Origin of the sequence: Terribacillus sp. AE2B 122 (assembly GCF_902497585.1) — a bacterium.
GTDB lineage: Bacteria > Bacillota > Bacilli > Bacillales > Amphibacillaceae > Terribacillus > Terribacillus saccharophilus_A.
The window spans coordinates 143,539-169,562 of record NZ_LR700943.1 but is presented as its reverse complement, the minus strand read 5'-3'; the positions used below and the strand labels follow the sequence as shown (position 1 = coordinate 169,562).

Genomic DNA, 26,024 nt, shown 5'->3' with positions numbered 1-26,024 from the left:
GGAGGATGTGCGTGCGTTCCGATTTTTAAAAAACGGTATGCGCTGCACATTTTTATCCGTTTTCATATGTAAGCGGGTTCAATATCTTTTTAGGAGGACTGGACTTGAAAGAAGTAAGATTACCATCAATAACTCAAATCATCATCGTACTAGGCATCTTTCTAGCACTAGTATTATCTTTTACAGTCTATCTTGACCTGCCAATTCAGTTGGCTCTCTTCATCTCCTGGTTTGTTGTCATCATTTTGGGCATACGGCTTGGACATAAGTATCAAGATTTGCAAAAGTCAATTATGGGTGGAATATCAAATGGACTGGAAGCTATATTAATCCTTGTAGCCGTGGGAACACTGATCGGTACCTGGATTGCTGGCGGAGTTGTGCCGACATTGATTTACTATGGTCTTGAATTTATTCATCCAAGTATCTTCCTGCTTGCAACATTGATCATTTGTGCTGTCATGTCTATTGCAACTGGAACATCTTGGGGAACAGCAGGAACAGCTGGTATTGCCATGATGGCAATTGGAGAAGGACTTGGTATGCCGCTGCCGCTCGTAGCCGGCGCTGTCCTATCTGGAGCATACTTTGGGGACAAGTTATCTCCGCTATCAGATAGTACGGTACTTGCATCTTCTTTATCCAAAGTTGATGTGCTTGAGCACGTGCGGGCTATGCTTTTCCTTTCCGTTCCGGCGTTTATCATCACTGCTATTCTGTTTACAGGGGCCGGTTTCATCTACGGTGGAGAAGATATCGATCAAGCAAGGGTTGATTCGCTGAAAACCGCACTGATGGATAATTTTGATATTGGCATTCTCATGCTAATTCCAGCTGTAGTGGTACTTGTGTTGCTGGCAATGAAGAAACCATCTTTGCCAGTCATAGTGACAGGTGCACTTCTTGGTGCAATCTGGGCATCCCTGTTCCAGGGAATGAATTTTGCAGAAGCTCTAGGAACCGCTTATAGCGGCTTCTCAATTGACACAGGCGTTAATTTCATCGATGGCATCCTCAACCGGGGTGGTGTGTTGGGTATGCTCGATACCTTGATGGTTATCATCTTCGGTCTTGGTTTTGGGGGGCTTTTGGAGAAGCTCGGTGTCCTGCAAGTGATTGTTTCCACTTTCGAAAAGAAACTTGTATCAGCAGGTAATACAACAGTTGCAACCTTAATCGTAGCATTCTTAGGCAATGTCCTCGGCTGTGCAATGTATGTTGCATTAATTCTGACACCTAAAATGATGGAAAAAACGTACGATAGGCAGCAGCTTGATCGTCGTGTCCTATCCCGTAACACAGAAGTCGGGGGCACATTGACTTCCGGGATGGTGCCTTGGTCGGATAACGGTATTTACATGGCCGGTATTCTGGGCGTTTCCACTTTCTCTTATTTACCTTTCATGTGGCTGAGTTTTGTAGCTATCGGACTGGCTATCATCTACGGCTATACTGGGAAGTTCATCTGGTACAACAAAGAAAAAACAGCAGTCGAAAGCTAAAAAAACACCTTCAAGCAATTATTGCTTGAAGGTGTTTTTGCATTACCAGCGCCAGAACAGGTTCTTCACCCAATTCCACACAGTTCCGATTATGTCTTTGACTAAATCAACAATCGGATGATTCGGCTTATCATCTTCATCCGGCTGATCAGGATCAGTCGGTGGTTCTTCCGGATCTACTGGCGGCTCCTCTGGTTCTACAGGAGGCTCAGTTGGTGTATCCCCGCTCACTTCGGAAATACGTCCCTCTGCTTCATAGCTGATGGGCTCCATTTCGAAGCTGCGTACATATGCCACAGTTGCCTCCAGATCTTCTGGTCCCATTACAGGATTACGGCCGAGTTCGCTGATTGGACGATACTTATCACCTAATGATGTACCCATGAAGTTATTCACTGTCAGTGTGTATACTTTATCTTCTTCAATAGGTGAACCATCAGGAAGCTTGATATCCACAACCTGATTTGTTTCTCCATTCCATGTATACGTAAATCCGCTTATGCTGTAATCCGGACCGTAGGAAGTGATTTGAGCATTCAATATAGGCGCTAGATCTGCTCCATCGATTTCGAATGTCATGAGCGTATTATTGAAAGGCTGGATATTGAAGAGCTCACCCCAGGTGATATCACCTTCCAACAGGTCATCCCTGATTCCTCCGCCATTCATCATAGCAAAATCACTATTCATTGCTGCATTCATACCATCAGCAAGCAAGTTGCCAAGTGCATTATCACCTATTTCTCCTTTTACAGCATAACCGCCAGTCATCGTATTAGCAGCGACACCGACAACCTCGTTCATGATAGGTGCAACTTCTTCAGCATATTTAGCCAATATAGCTCCCACTGTCGGATCTGGCGTGTAGGAGGATTGATCTGCCCACGCAATTTCAGCTTGCTTGGATACGATATCGCCTGTTTCGCGATCGATTTCCACATCCACATCAGAGAAGGCTTTTCCATACTCAGATGCTTGAACGATTAGTTTATTATCTACAGTCGCATTCACAACAGCGTGGTTATGGGCTGCGAAGATGATATCTACCTCATCATCAACTGCGTTCGCCATGTCGGCTGCATCACCTGTAGCGCTGTTTCCACTCTGCTCAGCTGGCATATGGGACAGGACAACAATAGCCTTAACGCCTTGTTCCTTCAGTTCTGCTGTTGCTTTATTGACTGCTTCCACTTCATCCGTAATGGTGATGTCCTGAATTCCTTCAGGCATGACCATACCAAGTGATGCTGTCGTATTCACTCCGATGAATCCGATTTTCTCTCCATCCACTTCCTGAATGCTGTAAGGAGGAAGAATCGTTTCACCGCTGTCTTTGTATACACAGTTGGCACAAAGTGTGGCAAAGTTTGTACCATCATAGCCAGGAGTTCCATTCGGATGCTCCCCGCCTTCCACGATACGCAAAAGCTCATCTGTTCCTTCATCCAGTTCATGGTTTCCGATTGTACCGACATCAAAGCCCATCGCTTCCATGATCTCAATCGTCGGCTCATCCTGGAGCAGAGCTGATACAGGTGAGCTGCCGCCAATCATATCTCCAGCATGTACTAGCAAACTATTCGGATTTTCTGCTTCCCGCTGTTTGATAGCCGCGGCAGTATAATCCATACGGCCGAATGTACCATCCATCGTACCATCTTCGTTTGTATCGAGTTCGTATTGCTGATCAATCTTGCCATGAAGGTCGTTCATACCAAGCAGCTGTACGGCCAGGTTATCTTCATTTGCCGGAGGCTCCGTACCGTCTGCTGCTGTATAGCCTTCCGCAATAGCATCCTCTTCTGTCCAGAAGAAGATTCGCTTCTCGACAGGAATAGATTCCCATTCAGCTGGAACTACGTATTCCTTTGTATCTGAGTTTCCAACATATTTATCCAAACCACCGCCATCATAGCGGGCCCGGAACTCAAACGGCAATTCCTCCAGTGGCGATTCAGGATTCCATATTCCTTTTTCCTGCTCTTTTGCATCCGCAACAGCTTGCTGGAATGTGTCATATTCGTTTGTATCTCCGATTGGAGAGATGAAATAAGTAACTGCTAGTCCTTCTTTCACCAATTCGAGATTCATATTTTCGCCTTCATCTGTGATAACCTGTGCTAGCAAACGACCATAATTATCTGTCGGCTCTTCTCCCACTTTAAGGGTAATCTCTTCGCCGGCAGATAGCTTGGACTTCAGATAATCTGACGCAGCTTTTCCATGATCCATTTGGTTCTGGTCTAAATCATTTTTGATCGCATGAAATGTCTCCGGTGTATCCGCATTTACAAAACGCACACGATCCGATCCTAAAACAGAGTCTTGGAGACGGATTGTATCTCCGTCAGTGACAGATTCTACAACTGCTTTGTACGTACCTTCCGTCCTAGGTGCTTCTGGCTGTTCTGCTGCTACCTGCATATCCTCTTGCTTACGAGGCAGGATCTGATAGCTATCGTATTGGCTTAGGATACCGGTAACGGTGTACCATTTCCCTTCTTCAATAGCCGAAACATCCAAAGCAGATTCCATGATACGCAATGTCACAGATTCATAGTTTTCATTGATGAACTGAACATTGTACCCACCGCCAGCTGGATTATCCGGAATATCCTTGATGTATCCTGCTACCTGGACAAGCTCTCCTTCTGCTGGTTCGGCTGTTGTTTCATCCTGAAGCTGACTGATCGTCATCTCTTCAGCTGAAGGTATGTCATTGTCAGCAGAAACGATTGTAATACCATCTTCTGCTGGTTCTATTTCGGTCAAACCTTTATAGCTCGTAATTTCCCCTGTAACGCGAATAAGGTCGCCTTCTTTAATGTCAGGAAAAGCACTTGCATCCGTATGATAGATATTGATACCAGCTGTATCGTCTTGAAGGAATGTTGATAATTTCCCTCCGCCGATACTTGCATTATCTGCTGTAGCAATTCCTTCCACTGTTACCGTTTCACCAGTCTTGCCCTTCACTTCCGCAACTGGCTGGACTGTACCTGCTTCTGGCTCTTCTTCAGGTTCCTCACCAGGCTGCTCTTGTCCATGAGAGCCGATTGTATCGAATGTATCTTTCTCCGTTACCTCCCACTGCTCTGAAACGAAGACTGTGCTGCCTTCGGTTACGTCAGTAGATCGGATGAGTCCGATATCCTTGGCTGTGTCCTGATCATTCCCGATTTCGCCAACCACATCCAGAACGGCGCCATCCTGCTGGAGAGCGATTGCATCATTTCCATTGAAGTTAATGACACTGCCGTTCGTCTGATCTGCTGCTGCAAGCAATGCTTCGTCCGCACGCGGGTTGGCAATCACATATGTATCACCAGCCTCCAATGTTCCCGACAAGGTCAATGTAGAAGTTGCTTCCGTATTACCATTGAAATATCCTGCCAGCTCGAATTGACTAAGATCAATTGGCTCGTTTGTCGGATTATAAAGCTCAATGGCTTTATTATAAGAGCTTCCTTCTACGTATTCCGATACTATTGGTGCCGCAGCACGTTCTGCAGCTTGTACGCCAGAAGAGAAGCTCGGCAAAATCCCAGAACAAATAAGTGTGACTATTGCAAAAACAGATATTACCTTTTTGCCCATCTACATGATTCCCCCAAAATATTAGTAAGTTCGGCAAATACTGGCGAACTCCGTCATCTACCATACTAGCGGGAATCTAGTTTTCCTGATATAGGAGGATAGGCATGATTCTGGTAAATTTTCTGTAAAGCAACTGGGATATTTGAAGCAAAAAAGAAAAAAAAGCAGCCGAAGCTGCTTTTTTAACGTAGTGGATAGGCATCCATATAGGCCTTAGCTGCACGAAGGACACGCGCATCCTGGAATCGGTTAGCAGCTAGCTGCATGCCGATCGGCAAGCGTCCTTGTGAAAGTCCCGCTGGCAGGGATGCCGCCGGAAGACCAGTCACATTATAAGCATGTGTCATCATCCAGTCTGCATCTTCTTTCACTTGCTGCCCATCAATAACAGACGGTCCTAACAATTGATAATCGAAAGCTGGAACCGCCAGAGTCGGTGACAGCACCAAGTCATAATCCTGCAGCACCGTCTGCATCCTGTTCCAGACTGTCGAGCGATTTCGTTCATACGCACGATAATCCGAAGCCATCAACGGCTTGCCCTTTTCGATCATATCGCGATAAGAATCAGACACCCATTCTGGATTGGTTTCTAGCAATTTAGCGCTGCCTGCCGCGGAAGACGCATACCACATGCTTGTAAAGAATCCATTGAATTCATGTCTATCCATATCAAAATTAAGATCTACTATCTCAACGGACATTCCGAGTGCCCGCCAATTATCGAATGTTGCTTCGATAACGTTTCTTACTTCCGGGTCAACAGCATACATTCCGAAATCAGGTGTATAGGCGATACGCAAACCTTGGGCTTGTTCCTCTAAGTAAGAAGAACCTATATGACTGTCTAAAAGCGGCAGACTGAAAGGATCCGTCGTGGACGGGCCTTGGACAGCCTCAAGGAAAAGCGCACTATCATCTGGATTATTCGAGAGCGGTCCATGATTGACGAACGGAGAACTGGATCCGAATACATTCCCCAAATTGTTATCCATCGGAATTCGGCCATATGTCGGCTTAAAGCCGAAAACGCCGCATAAGCTTGCTGGAATACGAATGGAACCTCCTCCATCGCTTCCCTCTGCCAGCGGCACCATTCCTGCAGCAACAGCTGCGGCGGCTCCGCCGCTGGATCCCCCTGCTGTCTTGGAATGATCCCAAGGATTCACAGTCGCACCGAATACCATATTATCCGTCGTGCCTTTATGACCGAATTCAGGCGTGTTCGTCTTGCCCATGATCAAAGCACCAGCTTGGCGTAGACGCTTGACGATCGTAGCGTCCCGATCAGCGATATGATCCTTATAAGCTGGTGAGCCAAAAGTGGTACGCATACCTTTTACCGGTGTAAGATCTTTGATCCCGACTGGAATACCATGCAGCAGTCCTGTCTCTTCCCCGCGCATGACTGCCGCTTCTGCCTCTTTCGCTTCTGCTAGCAACTTATCATTCATGGTAACGAACGCATTGATATCTCCATTTTTACTCTCTGTCTGATCCAAATAATAGGAAGCTACCTCAACTGGTGAGATTTCCTTATATTTGATAGCCGTCACTAAATCACGTACTGTTTTGCCTTCCACTGTCATCGCCCCTTTTTATCCTCTACACGTATCATAACGCTAGCATGTCCAGCCTTCAACTGTCAGAGAATCATTGCTGCAATCCAGCCAAGTGCGATAACCGGCAAATTATAATGCAAGAAGGTTGGAACAACACTGTCCCAAATGTGATTGTGCTGACCATCTGCGTTCAAGCCTGCAGTAGGACCGAGTGTAGAATCTGATGCTGGAGAACCAGCATCACCAAGCGCGCCTGCTGTTCCAACTAAGGCAATAATGGCAAGCGGACTGAAGCCTAACTCTGCTGCCAATGGAACAAAAATAGTTGCGATAACAGGTATAGTTGAAAAAGAAGATCCGATACCCATAGTTACAAGAAGACCGACCACTAGCATCAATAGGGCACCTAAAGCTTGGCTGCCGTTAATCGCATTCGCCGCACTCTTCACTAGTCCTTCGACATCGCCAGTCTCCCCAATGACATTCGCAAAACCAGATGCAGCAATCATGACGAAGCCGATAAATGCCATAAGCCGCATACCATTTGTCAAGATTGCATCTGCTTCCTTCCATTTCACAGTACCCGTTGCATACAAGATAATGATACCTGCAAGTGCACCGAAGATCATGGAGTCCGTCCAAATCTGAACAGACAATGCGGCAACGATAGCCAAAATGGAAAAGATTAATGTCCGTACTTTAAATTGAGACTTATCTTTTACTTCTTCTGGAACAGGCAGCTCACGTTTTTCGTAGACACGTGGCTTTCGATAGGTAATGAGTGCAATCAATAATCCGACTACCATACCGCATGCAGGCAGAATCATCGCCTTCGTAACTTGATTTGCTGTTACTTCCAAACCATTTGAAGCAATATTACTGGCTACGAGACCCTGGAATATTTCCCCGTAACCGATAGGCAATGCCATATACGGCGTCACCAGCCCAAATGTAAGAATAGTCGCTGTCAGCCGACGGTCAATTTGCAAATCATTCAAGATAGACAACAAAGGCGGAATCAGCAACGGTATAAATGCAATATGCACCGGAATAGCATTCTGAGACAAACATGCCATGATCAAAATCAAAATTAAGACAAGCGCCCTGGAACGCTTCTTGGAATAGTCAGTATCTTTTTTGCCGCTAATAGAAATAATGCCGCGAACCATTGCCTCGGGCAAACCGGTGCTTGCGATTGCGACAGCAAACCCGCCAAGCATCGCATAACTGAGGGCTACTTCAGCACCTCCGCCAACTCCGTCAGTAAAGGCGGTTAATGTGCCATCCATCCCGAGACCGCCGACAAGACCGCCGAAGAGGGCACCGCATATGAGGGAAAATACTACATTGACTCGTAATAAACTTAGTATAAGTACTAAAACAACACCGATCACAACTGCGTTCACTTCAAATTCCTCCATCGCTTTATTATGGTAAAGTATTAAAGTACAATAACAGATGTTTCAACTTTTTGTCAATGAATTCGAGAGTAATCGGAAAATTCTCGACATAAGAAAAACCAGCATTGCTGCTGGTTTCCTCTCATTAATCCGTTATAACTACATCAATCAATTCGAATGTGGTGACATCTGCAAGACCTCGGTTTGTTATTCGAATTTCCGGAATAACTGCTAAGGCAATCAAGGAGAATGTCATAATCGGATCTGTTATGCTGCACCCGAGGTTTTCCCAGGCTTTCACGAGATTACTTACTTGTTCAACGACTGTTTCCAATGGCTGGTCAGACATGAGCCCGGCAATCGGCATTGGTAATTCTGCTAAAACTTTGCCATTCCGTACAGCAACAAGTCCGCCGCCGATTTCTGCCAAACGGTTCGCTGCAATAGCCATATCTTCGCGATCTACACCCATGACAAGCAGATTATGACTATCATGCGCCACTGTCGAAGCTACTGCTCCATGCTGGAATTGGAAGCCATGGACAAAAACATTGGATATTTGTCCGGTTCCTTTATGCCGCTCGATACACGCTAAATGGATAATATCCTGTTCCTTATCAATCTGTACTGCTCCATCCTGCACCTGCAAAGTGGCTGTCATCTTCTCTGTCCGCGCACTTCCTTCAATTGCTTTGACGACATTTACCTTCACATCGCCATCAGGACGATCTGTACGGTGAAGAAAATCGTCGGCTTTCATATCACGCGCCAGATGAACGGAACTTCGCACAGCATCCGGATATATGTACGCAGGGAACGCTTGCTGCAGCTCTCCATTTTCAAACTGGATGCTTCCGTCTGCGATAACAAGGGATGCTTCCATCTGCTGCAAATCTTCTATAAGAAGCAAGTCTGCGAATTTACCGGCACTGATGCTGCCGATGTCATTTTCCATATGAAAATATCGAGCTGAGTTAATCGTAGCCAGTTGGATTGCTGTTACAGGATCAAGCCCTTCCTCTATTGCTCGGCGGACAACGTGGTTCATATGTCCTTTTGTAATCAACGTTTCCGGATAAACGTCATCCGTCACTAACGAAATATTGCGTGTGTCTACTTTATACTCCGTGATTACCTTAATAACTTCTTTCACATCTCGCCATGCTGATCCCTCGCGAATCTGTACATGTAAACCTGCACGAAGTTTAGCTAATGCATCTTCTTTGGCGATCGTTTCATGATCTGATGTAACACCTGCTGCGATATATGCTTGCAGCGCATATGGATCCTCTGAAGGGAAATGACCGGTAACTGTCTTCCCTGCTTTAATCGTCTCAGCTATTTCGCCATGCATTTTACTGTCTCCATGCACTACACCAGGAAAGTTCATCACTTCTCCCAGTCCTTGAACATTTTCCCACGTTAGACCTTCCTGTATATCCTTCACAGTCAGGCTTGCCCCGGCATCTTCCAAATCATCAGTAGCCGGTACACATGACGGGAAGGTCGTATACACTTTCAAAGGCAGCTGCTGCCCTTCCTCGTGCATATAACGAACGCCCTCAATACCGAATACGTTCGCAATCTCATGGGGATCCATGAATACCGTCGTTGTCCCTTTTGCAAGTGCTGCTTTGGAAAATTCCGTCACGGAAAGCATCGTACTCTCCACATGCATATGGCCGTCGATAAGACCAGGTACGATGTGCTGTCCATTTGCTTCTATCACTTTTGTGTCCGGTCCTTCATGCTCTTTCACTGCTTTACCGACTAATGCTATCCGATCACCTGAAACGACAACATCGGTATGCTCCAGCAGCTCTCCTGTGAATACGTTGACTAGCACTCCATCTCGGATAATTAAATCAGCGGGACGCTTTCCTAATGCAACCTCACCCAATCGTTTTGCCGCTTCAAATAATTTCGTTCTTTTCCCCACTGTGTTCAACTCCTATTATCCTTATACGTTATGCCCATAAACGTGTAAAAAAATGCCCGGCACCATGGAACTCAGGCTCGGGAAACTCTCTTTCCTATACGCATTTATTTCTATATATAGAATCATACATCAGCTATACGCGTCAACCCTGATACCAAAAGAAACCGCCTTCAGAGGCGGTTTCCGGTTGTTATCTCTTTTTCGTATCAAGCGGTGTCAGTCTTGCTTCAATACTCTCCCGCTCATCTTCGAGAAACGGCGGAAGTGCCAGCGTCTCACCTAAGGCATCCGGATTTTCATCCGTAGCAAATCCAGGTCCATCTGTTGCAAGCTCAAACAAAATACCATTCGGTTCCCGGAAATATAGTGATTGGAAGTAATAACGGTCTACCAGTCCAGAATTCGGCAAGTGAGCTGCATAAAGGATTTTCTTCGCTCGCTCCAATTCTTCCCTGTCTTTCACACGGAAAGCTACATGGTGTACACTTCCGCGTCCGGGGCGCTCTCGCTGTAATCCAGGTACTACTTCTACCATTATTTCAGCGCCTGTGCCGCCTTGGCCAACTTCGTAGATATGTAGATTCGTACCATCAGTAAGCATGGCCTCTGTTTTTTTGCGGAATCCCATTAATTCAAGCAAGACCCGCTCTGTCGGTGCAAGTTCTGGTACAGTCAGCTTAACTGGTCCAAGTCCAATGATGGCAAATTCCGCCGGAACATTGGTACCTTCCCAAGGAACGCCTGCTGTTACGCCTTCGTTCTGTTCATCAGAAACGAGCATAAGCCGCTGCTTTTCTGGATCCTCAAAGAAAAGAACCTTTCGTCCCTGCAGTTCAATTTCTTGTGACTGGATAGCATATTCTTCTAAGCGCTCTGCCCAATAATGAATTGCTTTATCTGATGCGACACGCAAAGATGTAAGGGAAATGCTGTTATTCCCAGTATACGTGCGACCAGCACGGTGAATTTCGAAGAAGGTCAAATCCGTTCCCGGACTGCCAAGTTTGTCAGCATAAAAAAGGTGATACATTGACGTATCGTCCTGGTTGACTGTCTTTTTGACAAGGCGCATCCCCATTATTCTTGTATAAAAATCATAGTTATTCGCTGCGTTTGCTGTTATGGCTGAAACGTGGTGAATACCGTGAAGCTCCATCATCTGCTTCGCCCCCTAAACATACAATTTATTAGTTACTTACAAAATGTAACTTAGTTCAAACAAAAATGCAAATCGCCCCTTCCATTATTGGTAGAATAAAATGAAGGAGGAGAATTATGCTGACAACACTTTATCTTGTGCGTCATGCGCATACCATTTATACACCTGATGAACGAAATCGGACATTATCTAAAAAGGGTTACAGTGATGCGAAGATAGTTCAGAAGTTATTAGCAGCTGAACAAGTAGACTCATATATCTCAAGTCCCTATCGGCGCGCTTGGGAAACAATTGTGAGTGATGCTTCTACTGCTATGCTGGATGAAAGACTGCGAGAGCGGCAAATTGCTGCTGATCCGGTTGATGATTTTCAGGAAGCTATGGATCGATTATGGTCATACGAAGAATATCAGTTTCCAGGTGGAGAATCGAACAAAGCTGCGAGAAAAAGAGGTCTTGATGCCCTCCAAGATATACTCACTGCTTATCCTGGTAAACGGGTCGCCATCGGAACGCATGGAAATCTGATGGTGCTGACGATGGGTCATTATGACAATCAATTCGATTATGCTTTCTGGAAACAGCTGCCGATGCCGGCTATTTGGAAGCTTACCTTTGATGGGCAGCAATACATACAAGCCGAGCCTTTATCCATACAAAAATAGCGGACATCATCTGTCCGCTATTTTCCATCCATATGCGATTTCAGGATAAGAGGCTCCATTAATCTGAAGTTTATCTTCGGCAATTTTCTTTCCGCCTAAGCCTTCATAAAAATGCCGCGCCTCATTGCCGACAAGCATCCAAGCGACGACACCCGTCATCCCTTCCGCTGTAAGCCGCTTCTCCAATGATTGCATAAGCAGCTTTCCAATCCCGCGCTTCGTATAATTGGGATCAAGATAAATTGCGTATACCTCTCCATCGTAATCAGGATGAACACTTTCCCGGCATCTGCCTCCGCTGATAAAGCCGACAATCGTTTCCTCTGCTACTGCTACAAGAAGTAAGGATCCGGATGCAAGCACCCTTTCAAATCGATTTGCTCTATCTTCCTGAGAAATTGCTGCCAAATAGTCAGCCGGTAATATATGCTTATAGGAAGACTGCCAACTGAGCATACTGATCTCTCCGATTCTCTTACAGTCAGCTTTTCCTGCTTCACGTATGGTAACTGTCATCTTGATCCCCCCTTTTGGAATTAAGCTAATACAGTTGGCTGGAAATCAATCAATAGAATCGCACGTACACCTGGGCGATCCGCTTCCCCTTTTTTGATTGGGCTGACATAATGACTGACTGCCTCGTCATGTACTCCGTAGGATTCCAATGGCTTATGGATTTCAAAGCTTTCATGGAATTGACTGGAGTCTGCATCTTTCGGCAGCTTTCCTGCACAAGCGGGAGTCGCAATGATGTTAAGACCTCCAACAACGTTATCGCGCTTAATAAGATGAGCAAATGTAAATGGTTCGCCATCCTGATGAATCAGGTTAGGCGAAGATACGCCCTCTTGTCCATCTTCTGTCACTTCCAGCTTTACGAAATGAATGCCTGCATGTACTGGCAGAATTAGATCTTCTTTACGCCAGAAAGTTTCGTGATAATCGTGCATGATGATTTTCTGTAATAATTTATTTTCCAGGATATGATCCGGAAGGGATGGAAATTCACGGTAGGAATCGACGTACTCTGGATTGAAGCGTCCTTGGAAATACTGCGCCATGCTTCCGTTTTCACGTTCAATACCAGGCAGCCATTCTAAACGGCCATCTTTGTCGAATATGATTGCCCGTGAATAGCGGCGGTAACGATTTAAATCCAAGGCATAGCTGTCTGCCGGCAGTGTATCGAAAACAGCCTGTATTTCAGCTAAATCCTGTTCCATCCCCTCATACGCCAAATCCTTTTGTAAGTCATATATGCTGTACCCTTGTTTCTCTAATGCGTTCATGCTTAAACCTCCACAAATCTTTAATCTTTCTCTATCATAATACATGCAGAGATAAAGGAACATGCTTTCGTTTGCGATTTTGCGACATTTGAACAGGAGTGACCTAAATGAGAAAATCCAAAGCAGAATTTGAGAAGCTCTTTCAGACAGCTTCTACTATTCAGAAGCTGCTGCAGGCCGGTGATGTACTATACAGCTCGATCGGTCCTTCCACCTACTTCTTCAGTCATGTCGGTATCGTCGGAAGCGATGGACGAATTTTTCATGCACATCCATCTGGCGGTATCACCGAATCATTGAGATCATACCTGTCCCGTCACCATCATGGCGGTACAATCACGCTGCTCCGGCCAAAAATAGATCCGTCTGGTGCAGCAGAGTGGGCTGAACGTTCCATTAGCTTGATGAAAGGATACCGTTTTAGCCGCGCCTTGGCAGACCCTGCTTGGAATTATTGCACAAAGTTTGTATGGCAGGCATTCTGGAGCGGTGCCAGAACCGATTTGACCAGTGCCCGGAAACAGCTATCCAGACGCTGGATCTTCCCTCGCCATATCAAGCATTCGGCCCATTTTGAGCCGATCGCAAAATTCTCGCTCGAGTATCGGCTCTAGTCATAATTTTCTGGTAAAATATGAAGATAGTATGATTAAAGGGGGATTTTGAATGCAATTCGAACAGAAATTAGAAAAATACGCCGAGCTACTGCTGCATATCGGCTTGAAAGTAAAGCAAGGACAGGATTTGATGATTGTAGCCGATCTAGCTGCTGCTCCTTTTACAAAGGTGGTAGCTCAGAAAGCATACGAAGCTGGCTTACGTGATGTTATTGTCGATTATCAGGATGATAACATTACAAAAGCAAAAGTGAAGCTTGCAAAAGAAGATGATTTGGATTACTTCACTCCATTCCGCGGCCGTGTGTATGAAGAACTAGCAGCAGCCGATACTGCTTTCCTGGAGCTCAAAACACCGAATCCATCTCTCTTTGAGGGAATCGATTCTGCTAGAGTTGCCCGTTATACGAAAGCAATGGGCGCTGCCAGACAAGGCTATCAAGCCCACAAAACGAATGGCCGTGTGAACTGGCTAATTGCATCGGTGCCAACTGTAGAATGGGCCGAATCTGTTTTCCCTGATTCACAAGGCCAGTCAGCTATCGACAAGCTATGGGATGCTATCTTCTTCACAACTCGCTCTGATAAGGAAAATACAGTTGAGCTGTGGGAACAGCATGTTACAGCTATGAAAAAGAATGCTGACCATTTAAATGCACGTAACTATCGCAAGCTGCATTATAAGGGACCTGGAACAGATTTGACAATTGAACTGCATCCTGATTCCTTCTGGACTTGCGCCGAATTTATGAAAGAAGATGGCTCTACATATATCCCGAATCTCCCTACAGAAGAAGTATTTACCATTCCTGTAAAGACAGGAGTAAACGGAACAGTTAGCAGCACAAAACCATTGAATTATGCAGGAACTTTGCTAGAGAACTTCTCCCTTACCTTTGAGAAAGGAAAAGTGGTAGACTTCACAGCGGAAAAAGGCTATGAAACATTGAAGAATTTGCTTGAAACAGACGAAGGGGCACAATTCCTTGGAGAGGTTGCGCTAGTACCGCACCAGTCGCCTATTTCTCAGTCTGGGATCGTGTTCAATAATACTTTATTCGATGAGAATGCTTCCTGTCATTTGGCTCTTGGCCAAGCGATTGGCATGTGCGTAAAGGATGCTCGCAATAAATCAAAAGAAGAATTTATGGAAATAGGCTTTAACTACAGTCTGACCCATGTTGATTTCATGGTTGGTTCCGGAGAATTATCCATCACAGGCGAAACGCCAGATGGAACAACTGAAGCTATCTTCGAAAATGGAAACTGGGCTTTTTAAAGACACAGAAAAGGAGCAGCGTAACGCTGCTCCTTTTGCTATGTACGGCAAATCATGAGTACTTCTCGGTAATAGCCAAGCTGATGAGGACACAGTTCATCATTCGCTACATCGATCCGCTGACGTGGAGCTCCTGCAACAACTTCCGCTTCTACGCTTGCCGCTTTTCCCTCGACGAGCTTTTCCAAATCATTTACACGCATCCGTACGATTTGTAGCACTTCTTCGTTTAAAAGAATATCTGGCAGTTCCTCTAAGTAGTAGAAGAATTGGTGACAGAACTCCCGATCGACTAAATTTTTGGCGAATAATTCTTCTTGAATGATTCCTTTATAAAAAAGATCGCTCTCTTGAAGCATAACACCCAATTCTTCCTGCACTTCACGTAAGCCTCCGACCACAGGCGTTTCGCCGCTTTCCAGATGACCAGCTGCGGTAATGTCGTATTTCCCGGGAAATTCACTTTTATTGAAAGAACGTTGCTGTAGATAAATGTATAGTTCTGTACCATCATGTTCTATAAACCAGCAGTGGAAAGTCTCATGCCAGTCTCCATCACGATGGACTTCCTCTCTTTCTTTCACCCCAAGCTCCCGATGCTGCTCATCGAAAATCGTCAATAGCTCCATGTTTTGCCCCCATACTTATTCCTTTTTTACTAATGTAAGCGATATCTTCAGGCTTGTCTACCGTATATTTCCAATCAGATCGAGTTATCGCGCATTTCCTCGACTAGTGGCATGATTTCGTTCGCGAACCGCACCATCTCCTGCATATGCGGCGAAAACTGAAGCAGCAAAAGACTGACACCAGCGTGCTCGTATGCAAGTATCCGCTGTGCAATTTGTAACGGGGTACCAACCAGATGCGGCCGAAGCCCTCTTGCAGAAACAGCATCATCGCTAATTTTGCTTTTTTGTGCCAGCTCTTCCTCTGTTACATATGATTCGTAATCTCCGCCGGTAATTCTTTCCCATTCCTGGTAGGCTTCTTCCTCCGTTTCACGGCAAATGACATAAGCTGTCATACCGAATTCGGTAAATGGAGATTTGCCAGCTGCCTCACGACGAATCTGCATATCAGCGATCATACTGGCCACTTCCTGTACAGAGCCGCCTTTCATTACATATGCATCACATGTCTCGGCAATTGTCTGCCGTAAATAGTCGCTTTCTCCACCAGCATATAATGGCGAAATCTCTTTGGTCTTGCCTGCCGGTAAATAATCGACATGCTGTACTTGATAGTACAAGCCATCATATGTGTAACTGCTAGCTGTCCAAACTCCGCGCAGCACTTCAAAGAATTCCTCTGTTTGCATATAGAAATCCTCTGATCCTGCAATATCACCATCTAGGCGTTTTTGCTCCTCTTCACGTAAGAAAGAAACGACCGCTAGTGAAAAACGGCTATTACTAATCTGATCAATCATTACTGCCTGTCTCGCTGCTTCCACAGGCTGATCGATGCTTGGCCGGACTGCTGCCATAATGTGCAATTTATCGGTTGCCTCCGCAATAGCGCCAGCAGCTTCCCAAAAGTTCAGCTGCTGACCGGCATTTTTTCCTTGGTATAGGTAGGTGTCTGGCAGGAAGACCGCATCGAATCCTAAGTTTTCAGCCGTATGCGCAGTTTCCTTCACATCTGACAGGCTAAGCGGTCCTCCATCTTCCACATGACGCAGCCAGCTGCTTGAAACTGGCTGCCAGTATGCATATTTCATTGTTATTACTCCTTTTGCACATAGGAAATCCTACCGAACGACACATCGATTCTACTAAAAAAGCTTCTTCGATGAGAAGAAGCTCTGTATTGCAGCCGTCGTCATCTTATCACGCAGCTTTTGCTGCAGGTCGTAGCACCTTCCTGCAGGACTGCCCTCCTACAGTGGGTTGCCGGGCTTCATCGGGCCTTTCCCTCCACCACTCGTTATAAGATTTCTTATGAATTGTACTTCCTACTATACCAGATTAGCAGTGTCTGATTCAAACAGAATAACTGCTATTGCTTACGCTGATGTGCCTCCATCAAAAGACGGTACCCATCTTGTCTTGCTTTCTCTTCATAAACTGGACTGGTGAGCATGAACTCAACTTCCCCGCCGTAATAGTCTTCCAGCTCTTCAAGCTGCTGCAGCACCTCAGTTGGTGTCCCAATTACCATGGTAGGACGATTGTCCTCAAGACGCTCTTTTTCATAAGGAGACATTTTGTAGTCTGCTGCCTTATCCGGGCGCAGCATCCCTTTGACTGGTCTCCCTTGTTCCTGAAGCAGCGATGCAACTTCATGACTTTTCGCCAGCGCTTGTGCAGCTGCTGTCGTCTCCGCACAGAATAAAAACAGACTTACCATCATTTGCGGCTGATGCTTCCCTTCTTGGAAGGCTTTCTGATACACATCCAGCACTGCTGCATCTTTATCTCCACGTATGAATTGGGCATAAGCAAACCCGATTCCATGATATGCAGCAAGACCAGCGCTGCCTGCGCTTCCGCCAAGGAGCCAGACAGACGGAGCAGTGTTAATGTTCGGCATCGCTACCAGATCTCCGAAGCGATGCTTTTCTTCTTTTCTTATATCCAAATAATGAAGCAAATCACGTATTTGCCGATCATACCAATCCTCCGGTACAGCCTTATGCTCCTGCAGTGCCCTTTTTGCGGCTGGCATACCGCCAGGAGCCCTCCCGATCCCAAGGTCGATCCTTCCTGGATGAAGTGCTTCGAGCAATCTTGCATTTTCAGCCACTTTATACGCACTATAATGAGGCAGCATAACACCGCCTGATCCGATACGGATGCGGGATGTTTTGGCAGCAAGATGCCCCATCAGAAGCTCTGGACTGCTATGAGCCAAGCTGCCAGCGTGATGTTCGGACACCCAAAAGCGCGTATACCCAAGCTGATCAGCGAGCTCTGCCAGCCGCACTGTTTCTTCCAATGCATCTGCCGCATTGCCATCTTCTTTGATTCGGGATTGATCCAATATACTAAGCTTCATTCTACCCACTCCTTCTTTGTATCATATCCTGTGCGAAAGACTTTTAAAAACAATCCGTTTTTCTGTATGCTAGAAATGACCGAATAAAAAGGATGGTGCTCAAATGATCGGATTTATCGGATTAGGAATCATGGGACAAAACATGGCAGCAAACCTGCTCGAAAAAGGCGAACAATTAGTAGTCTTTAATCGCACAAAAGAAAAAGCCCAAGCACTATTGGATAAAGGTGCTAACTGGGCAGAATCGCCACGGCAAGTCGGGGAACAAGCTGATATCGTATTTACGATGCTGACAGACCCAGCTGCTGTCCAAGCAGTTGCTTATGGGGAAGATGGACTTTTCAGCGGCATGAAGGAAAATAGTTTGTGGGTGGATGTCAGTACCGTAAAACCTGCGTTCACAAAAGAGATGGCTGAAGCTGCTCGTGCGCATCATATCCGTTTTGTTGATGCACCCGTATCAGGTTCAAAGGCTCCGGCGCAGCAAGGTAAACTGCACTTTCTAGTTGGCGGAGACGAACAAGATGTTAAAGAGATCACCCCGCTGCTTGAGAAAATGGGACAAAGCATCCAGCATATGGGCGTCAATGGTAATGGCTCATCTACTAAGCTTGCAGTGAATATGCTGCTTGTTCAGTCTCTGACTGGTTTATCTGAAGCAATCAGCTTTGGGGAAGCAGTCGGTCTTGATCGGGAGCATCTGATGGATGTATTGCTCGCCCTGCCTGTGACAAGTGATATCCAAGCTGGGAAACGGGATACGATTCTCCAGCAGAACTTTGATCCGCAATTTCCTCTGGAGCATGCATACAAAGACTTGCAGCAGATTTCCGAAACAGCTTATGAAGCAGGCGCTCCTCTTCCGATGACAAACAGTGTTAAAGAACTGTATGCATTAGCGAAAAAGAACGGCTATGGCAAACAGGATGTCGCTGCCGTTTATGCACTTTTAGCAAGAGATTGACACATATTAGACAAAGAATCCGAATTTTTTCGGATTCTTTTTTTATTCTCATCTATTATTTTTAATTAACATTGGCATATTAACAATATGTACAGGGTATGTAGGCATAAGGTACTTAATTCATGTGAAGTAATTTTTTTGCATATTTTCACCAAATTATAATCATTATCATCTGTTTGGTTTATTAAATTTTTTTAATCAGTTAGAAACAGGCACTCTACTAGCAGAATACTTTCATATCAATATTTTTATGCTAAGATAATTATGGTTTTATTAATTTAATAACTTTCTAAAGGGGTCTTCATCATGGCTGATTCATCTAACAAACCAAAACGGGAGGTCAAATGGATTCCGCTCCTAATCACTGTATTGATCGGCGTAATTCTTTGGTTCGTCCCTTCACCAGATGGTGTACAAGCAGAAGCATGGCATTTATTTGCTATCTTCGTCGCTACGATCATCGGTCTGATCATTAAACCGATGCCAATGGGCAGTGTCGCTATCCTTTCGCTGACGGCTATCGTTTTGACGAAGACACTCGGACTAGAAGAAGCGTTGAGCGGATTCCAGAATAGTACAATCTGGCTCATCGTCATTGCGTTCTTTATTTCCAGAGGTTTCATCAAAACTGGTCTCGGGTCCAGAATTGCCTATTTGTTCGTGCGTCTATTCGGTAAAAAGACTTTAGGCTTGTCTTACTCGTTGATCGGCAGTGACTTGATTCTGTCACCGGCCATGCCATCTAATACTGCTCGTGCCGGCGGTATCATTTTCCCAATCATCCAGTCATTATCAAGTTCATATGGTTCTAAAAGCGGTGATGGTACAGAGCGCAAAATTGGTTCTTTCCTGACTTTTGCATCCTACCAAGGAAACGGGATCACTTCAGCAATGTTCCTGACAGCAATGGCAGCAAACCCATTGGCAGCCATTGCTGCTGAGAGTGTTACTGGTCAATCAATCTCATGGGGAAGCTGGATTCTTGCTTCCATCGTGCCTGGTATCATCAGTTTGATTGTTATTCCTTTCGTCATCTTCAAGCTGTATTCTCCAGAAATCAAGGAAACACCGAAGGCGACTGAAATGGCGACAGAGAAATTACAAAGCATGGGTAAACTAAAGCGTTCTGAATGGTATATGATCGGCGTGTTCCTGCTTCTCCTTGTATTGTGGATTTTCGGCGAAAGCTTCGGAATCGGCTCTACGACAGCAGCATTCATCGGACTTGTCGTTCTATTGCTGACAGAAGTATTGACTTGGTCTGATATCAAACAAGAGCAAGGTGCATGGGATACACTCGTATGGTTCGCTGTACTTGTTATGATGGCGAATTACTTGAACGAACTTGGCCTTGTACCTTGGTTCAGTGATATTATGGGGAATGTTGTAAGTACACTTTCATGGCCTGTCGCATTGCTTGTATTGGCTATCGTGTATTTCTACTCTCATTATTTCTTTGCGAGTAACACAGCACATGTGAGCGCCATGTACGCAGCCTTTCTTTCAGTAGTTGTTGCAGCTGGTGCGCCGCCATTATTGTCAGCCCTATTGTTAGCTTTCTTCAGTAACTTGTTCGGCTGTCTGACACACTACGGCAGTGGTCCTGCACCGGTATTCTTTGGCGCAGGCTTCGTCACCCAGCAAAAATGGTGGGGGCTCGGCTTCCTCATCTCCATCATTCACTTGATCGTCTGGATCGGTATCGGCGGACTATGGTGGAAACTGATTGGTCTATGGTAAAAAAAAAAGGAATCCTTATGGATTCCTTTTTTTTATTAGCTTGTATAAGTAGCAGAATCTGCTGCTTCGATAAACGGACTCAAGTTGCCAACGCTGTACATATGCAATTCATGCATCGCTCGTGTACAAGCTGTATAAAGTAAAGTGCGTTCCGATTCATGGCCATACGCCTCATCTGAGACATCATACAGTATAACCGCATCGAACTCGATACCTTTGGCCAAATAAGCCGGAATAACCGATAAACCTTTTTTGTATTGGGAAGTTGTCTCAGTAATCAGATCAGCTTCCATTTCTTCCTTGATCCAGTTATGCGCTTCTTTGCTCTCTTTGCTTGTCTTAGCGATAACTGCAATTGTTTCATAACCTGATTCCTGCAAAGAACGGATTTTCTCCAGGACTAGCCGGCGTCTTTCCGTTTCACCATTCGCTTTCGTCAGCGTCGGAAGATCTCCATCCCGGTTGAATGGCTGGATTTGCTTGGCATGGTCCAGGAGTTCCTTCGTGAAGTCGACTATCTGTCTTGTCGAACGATAGCTGCGCCATAGCTCGATCCGATGGCTGTCAGCTGTATTACCAGAGAGTACATTCTCCCCTGTCAGAGCATGCGCCTGAATCGCTTGGTTGATATCACCAAGCAATGTCATTCTCGCATTAGGGAAGGCCTGTTGTAAATAAGCGAATTGGAAAGCAGAATAATCCTGCGCTTCATCAATAAGCACATAACGAATTGTTTTATCCGAACGATCACCAAGCACCTTATCACGGAAATAGACAAATGGCGTCACATCTTCCCAATTCATGTACTTGCGAATAAGATTTTTCTTGGTTGTTTCATAAAGATCCGTCCATGATGCTGGCATTTCCGGTCGTCTTTCAGCTGTCAGCATACGCAGGTAAGACTTTTTCACATTGATGAAAGCATGCTTACGTACTTTCTTGATCAACGGGCGAAGCTTCCTTTCGACAACCCACTTGCGAAGGATCTCTTCTTCCTGCTTGTTCTCCTCAAAGTCATCTGTATCTGTGCGGTCTTTCTTTTGAAGCTCGGAAAAGGCTTGGACATAGTCTTCCTTCTCCATCAGCTCTACTTCTTCCCGCACCCAATCTTTCCTTGTTTCCCACTCACCCCAAAGCTGCAGCTTTTCTACGATCCAAGCTGCGGTCAGCTCTGCTCGATTCGAAATTGGTAAAGAATTGGATAGACTATAGAAATGAGATTGGATTTCCTGTTTACTCACGATGCGCTGCTTACGGAAGCTGACATCTTTGAAGATAAGCCCAGCTTGTTTGAATTCTTCCAGCTTGTCATCGATATACCGTTTGAAATCAAGACTTGCTTTATACTGAATCCCAGCCAGTCGCTGCTCTTTTTCCTCTCCGGAAGCAAGCAGCATATACTCCATTTGTTCGAATGGTGTCTCGATTGTCTCTCTGCCTTCCAGCTGAGCATCCATATGTGCATAAAAAGTGGCTTGCTTCATATTATCTTCGCCAAGCTCTGGCAGGACATTGGAGACATAGCTGTTGAACAGCGGGTTCGGCGACAACAGCACAATATTTTCAGCTGTGATGCGATCACGATAATGATAGAGCAAGTACGCAACACGCTGCAGTGCAGCCGATGTTTTTCCGCTGCCTGCTGCTCCTTGTACAATTAAATTAGCAGCCGACTCATTGCGGATGATTTGATTCTGCTCTTTCTGAATCGTAGCTACGATACTTTTCATCTCCGTACTTGCGTTACCGCCTAGAACGTACTGCAGCAGGCTATCGCCAATCGTTACTCCAGTATCGAACAAGGCTTCTAGCTTTCCGTTACGGATGATGAACTGGCGTTTAAGTGTCATGTCCCCTTGTATCTTACCTTCGATCGTTTCATATGAAGCACCACCAGGTGAGAAATCATAATACATACTGGAGATTGGTGCACGCCAATCGTAAATAAGGAAATCCTCTTCTTTCTCATCCATCAGACTCGCTAAGCCTACGTAGATTTCTTCGTCGTGATCAGCGCCCTCTTCCCTGAAATCAATACGACCAAAGTAAGGGTTGCGCTGCAATCGATCCAGCGTCTTCACTTCATTATGAATCTGCTGATGTGTCCGCTCTCGTTCACCTAAAAGCTCTGCTTGCTGCTTCAAGCTAGCCTGTGTTTCATTCACATCATCCGCTTCATCCAGGTTTACCGTTACATCCTCCCAGAAGTTCTTACGCAGATCGATTACTTTTTCTCTCAGACCTTGTATTAACCCTGCTGTTTTTTCTCGTTTCTTTTCAATCGTCTCTTGAACGCTGGCCACACGGGCTTGTTCGTCCTTCAAATCCTTTTCATCTTCTGTCATAGCGAAGTCCCTCCAAAACAATTGACATTTATATATAAATATTGTATAATTTTAAATGGTTTGCTAAATTATGTTATATTAGCAGAACATCCTCTATTTTACCATGTTCATTGTTCCCCTGCAATTTTTCTCTATCCGGTTATTTCCAGGCTATCCCTTTGCATATCCTTTCTATTCGTGTGTATAATTAGTTAGGGAATCGAAATATTAACGCGAAAGAAGTGTTTTTCATTCATGACAGACGAACAGCTCGCAAAGCGTAATTTGTTTATCATGTGGTTTGCCAACTTCTTCATTTCGGCGAGCCTGAGTATGATCATGCCATTTCTGTCCTTATATATTTCATCATTCGGCACATTATCTGAACGGGAGGTTCAGAGTTGGTCAGGTATCATTTTCGGGGTAACTTTTGTTACCGCATTCATCTGTTCGCCCTTCTGGGGGAAACTCGGCGACCGGCATGGACGAAAGTTGATTCTGATCATATCTTCCTTCGGCATGGGGGTTTCCATTCTCCTGCTCGGATTCACCGAAAATGTTTGGCAGCTATTCATGCTTCGTGTATTCATGGGAATCTTTACAGGCTTTATCGGTATATCTCAAGCATTCATATCGACACAAACACCTAGCCACATTGCAGGAAGAGTACTTGGCACCTTACAAACCGGTAGTATCACTGGTATGCTTTTTGGCCCGCTGATTGGCGGAATTCTTGCAGACAGTATCGGCTTCCATGGCACTTTCCTGCTTGTATCGATAAGTGTCTTCACCTCTGCCATCTTGGTCACTTTCGGCACAAAGGAATATCCGGTCAAGATTCAAAAAGGCGAAAAGTCACACTACACCTCAAGAGAAGTGCTGGCGCATATTCTGCGTGACCCGATTTTATTAGTTGTACTCATCTTAAGTTCATTGATTCAGATTGCCAACTTCAGTGTTCAGCCGATACTTTCTTTGTATGTACAAGAGCTACACGGACCTGAGAATATCGCATTCTACTCTGGTATCGCATTTTCAGCGGCCGGTCTCGGCAATCTGCTCATGACAAGGACTTGGGGGAAGCTTGGCGACCGTATCGGGTATGTGAAGATTCTGATTGGACTTATTTTTGCTGCTGGGATCGTTTATATACCTGGCGCTTTGGTTGGTTCTGTTTGGGAACTCGCTGTCGTCCGCCTGCTCCTCGGCATGGCGATCGGTGGAATCATTCCTTTACGAGTAGCCTATATCCGACAAGCAGCTCCGCTTACGATGCAAGGAGAAGTACTCGGATATAATAACAGCCTCCGGTTCCTCGGAAACTTCATCGGTCCGATACTTGGCGGTATGATGGCTGGTTACTTCGGGTTTTCAGCAGTATTTTACATGACAAGTGCGCTGCTCATTATCTGCGGCATTACCTTGCTCACTGCTCACATCCGGAATGCTCGTGCAAAAACACGAACCTCTTCCATTTAAAAAAGATTGCCGATATGTTCGGCAATCTTTTTTTCTTACATATTAAAGCTTCGGACGGCAATCGCTTCGATTTCAACATTCGCCCCTTTAGGCAGTTTGGAAATCTCTACTGTTGCACGTGCCGGGAATGGCTCGGACAAATGACGTCCGTATACTTCATTCACAGCTGTAAAGTCATCCAGGGATGTAAGGAAGATCGTTGTCTTGACAACTTGATCGAATGATAATCCGGCTTCATCCAAGATTGCAGCCAGGTTTTTCATCACTTGATCTGTTTGTTCCTCAATCGTCTGTGCCATTTCTCCTGTTGCCGGATCCAATGGAATTTGACCGGAAATATAGACAGTTCCTGCAGTTTCAACCGCTTGGGAATAAGGTCCGATTGCTTGTGGTGCTTTGTCAGTTTGAATGATATTGCGCATACATATCTCTCCTATTTAAAACAGATTTTTGAAGAAGTCACCTATCGACTTGAAGAAATCCTTCACACTTTGCCAGAAACCATCATTACCGGCCACTTCATCGATCTTGTCCTGGATTGTAGTAGCGATGTCATCAAGCTGTGATTTCACGCCATCGAAATTGATATCCAGTTCCCGCATTTTATCGAAGAGGTCAATAAGCAGCTGACGATCTTCATCGCTCAGGCTGATTTCCAGCTTGCTCAGCTGATCTGTTACAATCTGCTCGACATCTTCCCGAGTTGCAGGATTTTGCTCGGCAATTTCCTGTTTGATATCCGTTAAGAGCTGGGTAACCTTCTCGTTATCCAAGCCTTCCTTCTGCGCTAAATCTGTCGCAAGATCCAGCTCGTCATTGGCTACCTCTGTCCGTTCCGGATCGAGGTTACCGTCTGCTGTATCGTACGCTTTGTAAATGCCTGTCAAAGCAGAATGGCCGCTAACCTTTACCGGGGAAGCTACCTCTACTGTCGCATCCTCAATACCAGCTGTCAGCAAAGCATTTTTGTACATATCTACCGTCACCTGCGTAATATTGTCAGGTGTAACGATTTGGACATCCAACCCATGTCCCTCATCTTCTCTTGTGATCATCGCCGAAGAATACATTCTGGAATTAGCATCTCCATTTATGTATTTCACGATATCATCGGCTGTAACCGGAATTTCTTCTATATTATCCGTATTTGTAACACCTAGGTCTTCTCTGACTTGTTCTTTTTGTGCTTCTGATAATGAATCTCCAACTACAACAATCGGCAAACCGAATTTTTCATTGATACTATCCGTGTTCTTTCCTGTACTTGCGGATACAACATCGGAAAAGGTAAAGCTGAACATCAAAGCAACTGCGAAACAAGCCGCTATGCATTTGGTTAACCCTCTCATGGAAATGATCCACCTTTTCTTCATTATGGTCTTGCTTTCCCCATTATAAGCTTTTCCAGGAATAAATAAAGCATTATCCTAACAAGCAGAAAAGGCGGACATACAAAAAAAGGCTAGAACATAACTAAAATCCCCTTACTTAACCGAATGTGATTCTTT

General features: G+C 45.2%; 20 protein-coding genes and 1 riboswitch. Of the genes, 7 read left to right on the top strand and 13 right to left on the bottom strand.

Annotated features, from left to right (window positions below; all coding sequences use genetic code 11):
* Positions 1 to 104: 104 nt before the first annotated feature.
* Positions 105 to 1,502 (top strand): Na+/H+ antiporter NhaC, encoded by a 1,398-nt coding sequence (gene nhaC, locus AE2B122_RS06125; protein WP_095268227.1) that lies wholly within the window; start codon positions 105 to 107, stop codon positions 1,500 to 1,502.
* Between the two features lie 42 nt (positions 1,503 to 1,544).
* Here the strand turns inward: nhaC and AE2B122_RS06120 are convergent, their stop codons facing one another.
* The 5 genes from AE2B122_RS06120 to AE2B122_RS06100 all read right to left on the bottom strand — a co-directional run bounded on the left by AE2B122_RS06120 (position 1,545) and on the right by AE2B122_RS06100 (position 11,156).
* Positions 1,545 to 5,099, bottom strand: a complete 3,555-nt coding sequence (locus AE2B122_RS06120) for a 5'-nucleotidase C-terminal domain-containing protein (RefSeq protein ID WP_254593433.1) — start codon at positions 5,097 to 5,099, stop codon at positions 1,545 to 1,547.
* Positions 5,100 to 5,281: 182 nt separating this feature from the next.
* Positions 5,282 to 6,682, bottom strand: coding sequence for an amidase (locus AE2B122_RS06115; RefSeq protein ID WP_175073387.1), 1,401 nt, complete (start codon positions 6,680 to 6,682; stop codon positions 5,282 to 5,284).
* A gap of 62 nt (positions 6,683 to 6,744) precedes the next feature.
* Positions 6,745 to 8,067, bottom strand: a complete 1,323-nt coding sequence (locus tag AE2B122_RS06110) for a Na+/H+ antiporter family protein (RefSeq protein ID WP_175073386.1) — start codon at positions 8,065 to 8,067, stop codon at positions 6,745 to 6,747.
* Between the two features lie 139 nt (positions 8,068 to 8,206).
* On the bottom strand, positions 8,207 to 10,000 hold the full coding sequence (gene ade, locus AE2B122_RS06105) for an adenine deaminase (protein WP_371809502.1): 1,794 nt from the start codon (positions 9,998 to 10,000) through the stop codon (positions 8,207 to 8,209).
* Positions 10,001 to 10,190: 190 nt separating this feature from the next.
* Positions 10,191 to 11,156, bottom strand: coding sequence for a ring-cleaving dioxygenase (locus tag AE2B122_RS06100; RefSeq protein ID WP_175073744.1), 966 nt, complete (start codon positions 11,154 to 11,156; stop codon positions 10,191 to 10,193).
* 119 nt (positions 11,157 to 11,275) lie between these two features.
* Between AE2B122_RS06100 and AE2B122_RS06095 the strand changes: the two genes are divergently transcribed.
* Positions 11,276 to 11,824 (top strand): histidine phosphatase family protein, encoded by a 549-nt coding sequence (locus AE2B122_RS06095; protein WP_175073384.1) that lies wholly within the window; start codon positions 11,276 to 11,278, stop codon positions 11,822 to 11,824.
* 6 nt (positions 11,825 to 11,830) lie between these two features.
* Here AE2B122_RS06095 and AE2B122_RS06090 read toward each other — a convergent pair whose 3' ends face one another.
* Entirely contained in the window at positions 11,831 to 12,340 is a 510-nt protein-coding gene (locus AE2B122_RS06090; RefSeq protein WP_095268221.1) for a GNAT family N-acetyltransferase, read from the bottom strand.
* A 20-nt stretch (positions 12,341 to 12,360) separates the two neighbouring features.
* The gene (locus tag AE2B122_RS06085; RefSeq protein ID WP_095219212.1) at positions 12,361 to 13,113 is read right to left on the bottom strand and encodes a 2OG-Fe dioxygenase family protein; all 753 of its coding nucleotides are present in this window, start codon (positions 13,111 to 13,113) and stop codon (positions 12,361 to 12,363) included.
* Positions 13,114 to 13,220: 107 nt separating this feature from the next.
* On the opposite strand from AE2B122_RS06085, the gene AE2B122_RS06080 reads away from it, so the two are divergent.
* Both AE2B122_RS06080 and AE2B122_RS06075 read left to right on the top strand, forming a co-directional pair.
* Positions 13,221 to 13,727 (top strand): hypothetical protein, encoded by a 507-nt coding sequence (locus tag AE2B122_RS06080; protein ID WP_175073383.1) that lies wholly within the window; start codon positions 13,221 to 13,223, stop codon positions 13,725 to 13,727.
* 52 nt (positions 13,728 to 13,779) lie between these two features.
* Positions 13,780 to 15,009, top strand: coding sequence for an aminopeptidase (locus AE2B122_RS06075; RefSeq protein WP_095268219.1), 1,230 nt, complete (start codon positions 13,780 to 13,782; stop codon positions 15,007 to 15,009).
* 38 nt (positions 15,010 to 15,047) lie between these two features.
* Here the strand turns inward: AE2B122_RS06075 and AE2B122_RS06070 are convergent, their stop codons facing one another.
* The 3 genes from AE2B122_RS06070 to AE2B122_RS06060 all read right to left on the bottom strand — a co-directional run bounded on the left by AE2B122_RS06070 (position 15,048) and on the right by AE2B122_RS06060 (position 18,009).
* On the bottom strand, positions 15,048 to 15,638 hold the full coding sequence (locus AE2B122_RS06070; protein ID WP_095268218.1) for an NUDIX domain-containing protein: 591 nt from the start codon (positions 15,636 to 15,638) through the stop codon (positions 15,048 to 15,050).
* Between the two features lie 74 nt (positions 15,639 to 15,712).
* Positions 15,713 to 16,732 (bottom strand): LLM class flavin-dependent oxidoreductase, encoded by a 1,020-nt coding sequence (locus AE2B122_RS06065; protein WP_095268217.1) that lies wholly within the window; start codon positions 16,730 to 16,732, stop codon positions 15,713 to 15,715.
* Between the two features lie 103 nt (positions 16,733 to 16,835).
* A riboswitch (SAM riboswitch) is annotated at positions 16,836 to 16,947 on the bottom strand.
* A 63-nt stretch (positions 16,948 to 17,010) separates the two neighbouring features.
* Positions 17,011 to 18,009: an LLM class flavin-dependent oxidoreductase gene (locus AE2B122_RS06060; RefSeq protein ID WP_095219207.1), complete on the bottom strand. Its 999-nt coding sequence runs from the start codon at positions 18,007 to 18,009 to the stop codon at positions 17,011 to 17,013.
* A 103-nt stretch (positions 18,010 to 18,112) separates the two neighbouring features.
* On the opposite strand from AE2B122_RS06060, the gene AE2B122_RS06055 reads away from it, so the two are divergent.
* Both AE2B122_RS06055 and AE2B122_RS06050 read left to right on the top strand, forming a co-directional pair.
* The gene (locus AE2B122_RS06055; RefSeq protein WP_095268216.1) at positions 18,113 to 18,973 is read left to right on the top strand and encodes an NAD(P)-dependent oxidoreductase; all 861 of its coding nucleotides are present in this window, start codon (positions 18,113 to 18,115) and stop codon (positions 18,971 to 18,973) included.
* Between the two features lie 306 nt (positions 18,974 to 19,279).
* The gene (locus AE2B122_RS06050; RefSeq protein WP_175073382.1) at positions 19,280 to 20,713 is read left to right on the top strand and encodes an anion permease; all 1,434 of its coding nucleotides are present in this window, start codon (positions 19,280 to 19,282) and stop codon (positions 20,711 to 20,713) included.
* Between the two features lie 35 nt (positions 20,714 to 20,748).
* On the opposite strand, the gene helD is transcribed toward AE2B122_RS06050, so the two are convergent.
* The gene (gene helD, locus AE2B122_RS06045; protein WP_175073381.1) at positions 20,749 to 23,058 is read right to left on the bottom strand and encodes an RNA polymerase recycling motor HelD; all 2,310 of its coding nucleotides are present in this window, start codon (positions 23,056 to 23,058) and stop codon (positions 20,749 to 20,751) included.
* A gap of 234 nt (positions 23,059 to 23,292) precedes the next feature.
* Here helD and AE2B122_RS06040 point away from each other — a divergent pair, with 234 nt between their 5' ends.
* A complete protein-coding gene (locus AE2B122_RS06040; protein WP_095219203.1) occupies positions 23,293 to 24,516 on the top strand; it encodes an MFS transporter in 1,224 nt (407 codons plus the stop codon).
* A gap of 35 nt (positions 24,517 to 24,551) precedes the next feature.
* Here AE2B122_RS06040 and AE2B122_RS06035 read toward each other — a convergent pair whose 3' ends face one another.
* Together AE2B122_RS06035 and AE2B122_RS06030 are read right to left on the bottom strand one after the other, a co-directional pair.
* The gene (locus tag AE2B122_RS06035; protein ID WP_095219202.1) at positions 24,552 to 24,938 is read right to left on the bottom strand and encodes a RidA family protein; all 387 of its coding nucleotides are present in this window, start codon (positions 24,936 to 24,938) and stop codon (positions 24,552 to 24,554) included.
* Between the two features lie 15 nt (positions 24,939 to 24,953).
* Positions 24,954 to 25,865 carry a DUF1002 domain-containing protein gene (locus AE2B122_RS06030; RefSeq protein ID WP_175073380.1) on the bottom strand — a complete coding sequence of 304 codons (912 nt, stop codon included), beginning with the start codon at positions 25,863 to 25,865 and terminating at the stop codon, positions 24,954 to 24,956.
* Between the last annotated feature and the right edge of the window lie 159 nt (positions 25,866 to 26,024).

Excerpts from the sequence above, each read along its gene's own strand:
- AE2B122_RS06120 (WP_254593433.1), bottom strand. The coding sequence starts at position 5,099 with ATGGGCAAAAAGGTAATATCTGTTTTTGCAATAGTCACACTTATTTGT.
- AE2B122_RS06100 (WP_175073744.1), bottom strand. The coding sequence starts at position 11,156 with ATGGAGCTTCACGGTATTCACCACGTTTCAGCCATAACAGCAAACGCA.
- AE2B122_RS06095 (WP_175073384.1), top strand. The coding sequence starts at position 11,276 with ATGCTGACAACACTTTATCTTGTGCGTCATGCGCATACCATTTATACA.
- AE2B122_RS06090 (WP_095268221.1), bottom strand. The coding sequence starts at position 12,340 with ATGACAGTTACCATACGTGAAGCAGGAAAAGCTGACTGTAAGAGAATC.
- AE2B122_RS06085 (WP_095219212.1), bottom strand. The coding sequence starts at position 13,113 with ATGAACGCATTAGAGAAACAAGGGTACAGCATATATGACTTACAAAAG.
- AE2B122_RS06080 (WP_175073383.1), top strand. The coding sequence starts at position 13,221 with ATGAGAAAATCCAAAGCAGAATTTGAGAAGCTCTTTCAGACAGCTTCT.
- AE2B122_RS06075 (WP_095268219.1), top strand. The coding sequence starts at position 13,780 with ATGCAATTCGAACAGAAATTAGAAAAATACGCCGAGCTACTGCTGCAT.
- AE2B122_RS06070 (WP_095268218.1), bottom strand. The coding sequence starts at position 15,638 with ATGGAGCTATTGACGATTTTCGATGAGCAGCATCGGGAGCTTGGGGTG.
- AE2B122_RS06065 (WP_095268217.1), bottom strand. The coding sequence starts at position 16,732 with ATGAAATATGCATACTGGCAGCCAGTTTCAAGCAGCTGGCTGCGTCAT.
- AE2B122_RS06060 (WP_095219207.1), bottom strand. The coding sequence starts at position 18,009 with ATGAAGCTTAGTATATTGGATCAATCCCGAATCAAAGAAGATGGCAAT.
- AE2B122_RS06055 (WP_095268216.1), top strand. The coding sequence starts at position 18,113 with ATGATCGGATTTATCGGATTAGGAATCATGGGACAAAACATGGCAGCA.
- AE2B122_RS06050 (WP_175073382.1), top strand. The coding sequence starts at position 19,280 with ATGGCTGATTCATCTAACAAACCAAAACGGGAGGTCAAATGGATTCCG.
- helD (WP_175073381.1), bottom strand. The coding sequence starts at position 23,058 with ATGACAGAAGATGAAAAGGATTTGAAGGACGAACAAGCCCGTGTGGCC.
- AE2B122_RS06040 (WP_095219203.1), top strand. The coding sequence starts at position 23,293 with ATGACAGACGAACAGCTCGCAAAGCGTAATTTGTTTATCATGTGGTTT.
- AE2B122_RS06035 (WP_095219202.1), bottom strand. The coding sequence starts at position 24,938 with ATGCGCAATATCATTCAAACTGACAAAGCACCACAAGCAATCGGACCT.
- AE2B122_RS06030 (WP_175073380.1), bottom strand. The coding sequence starts at position 25,865 with ATGAGAGGGTTAACCAAATGCATAGCGGCTTGTTTCGCAGTTGCTTTG.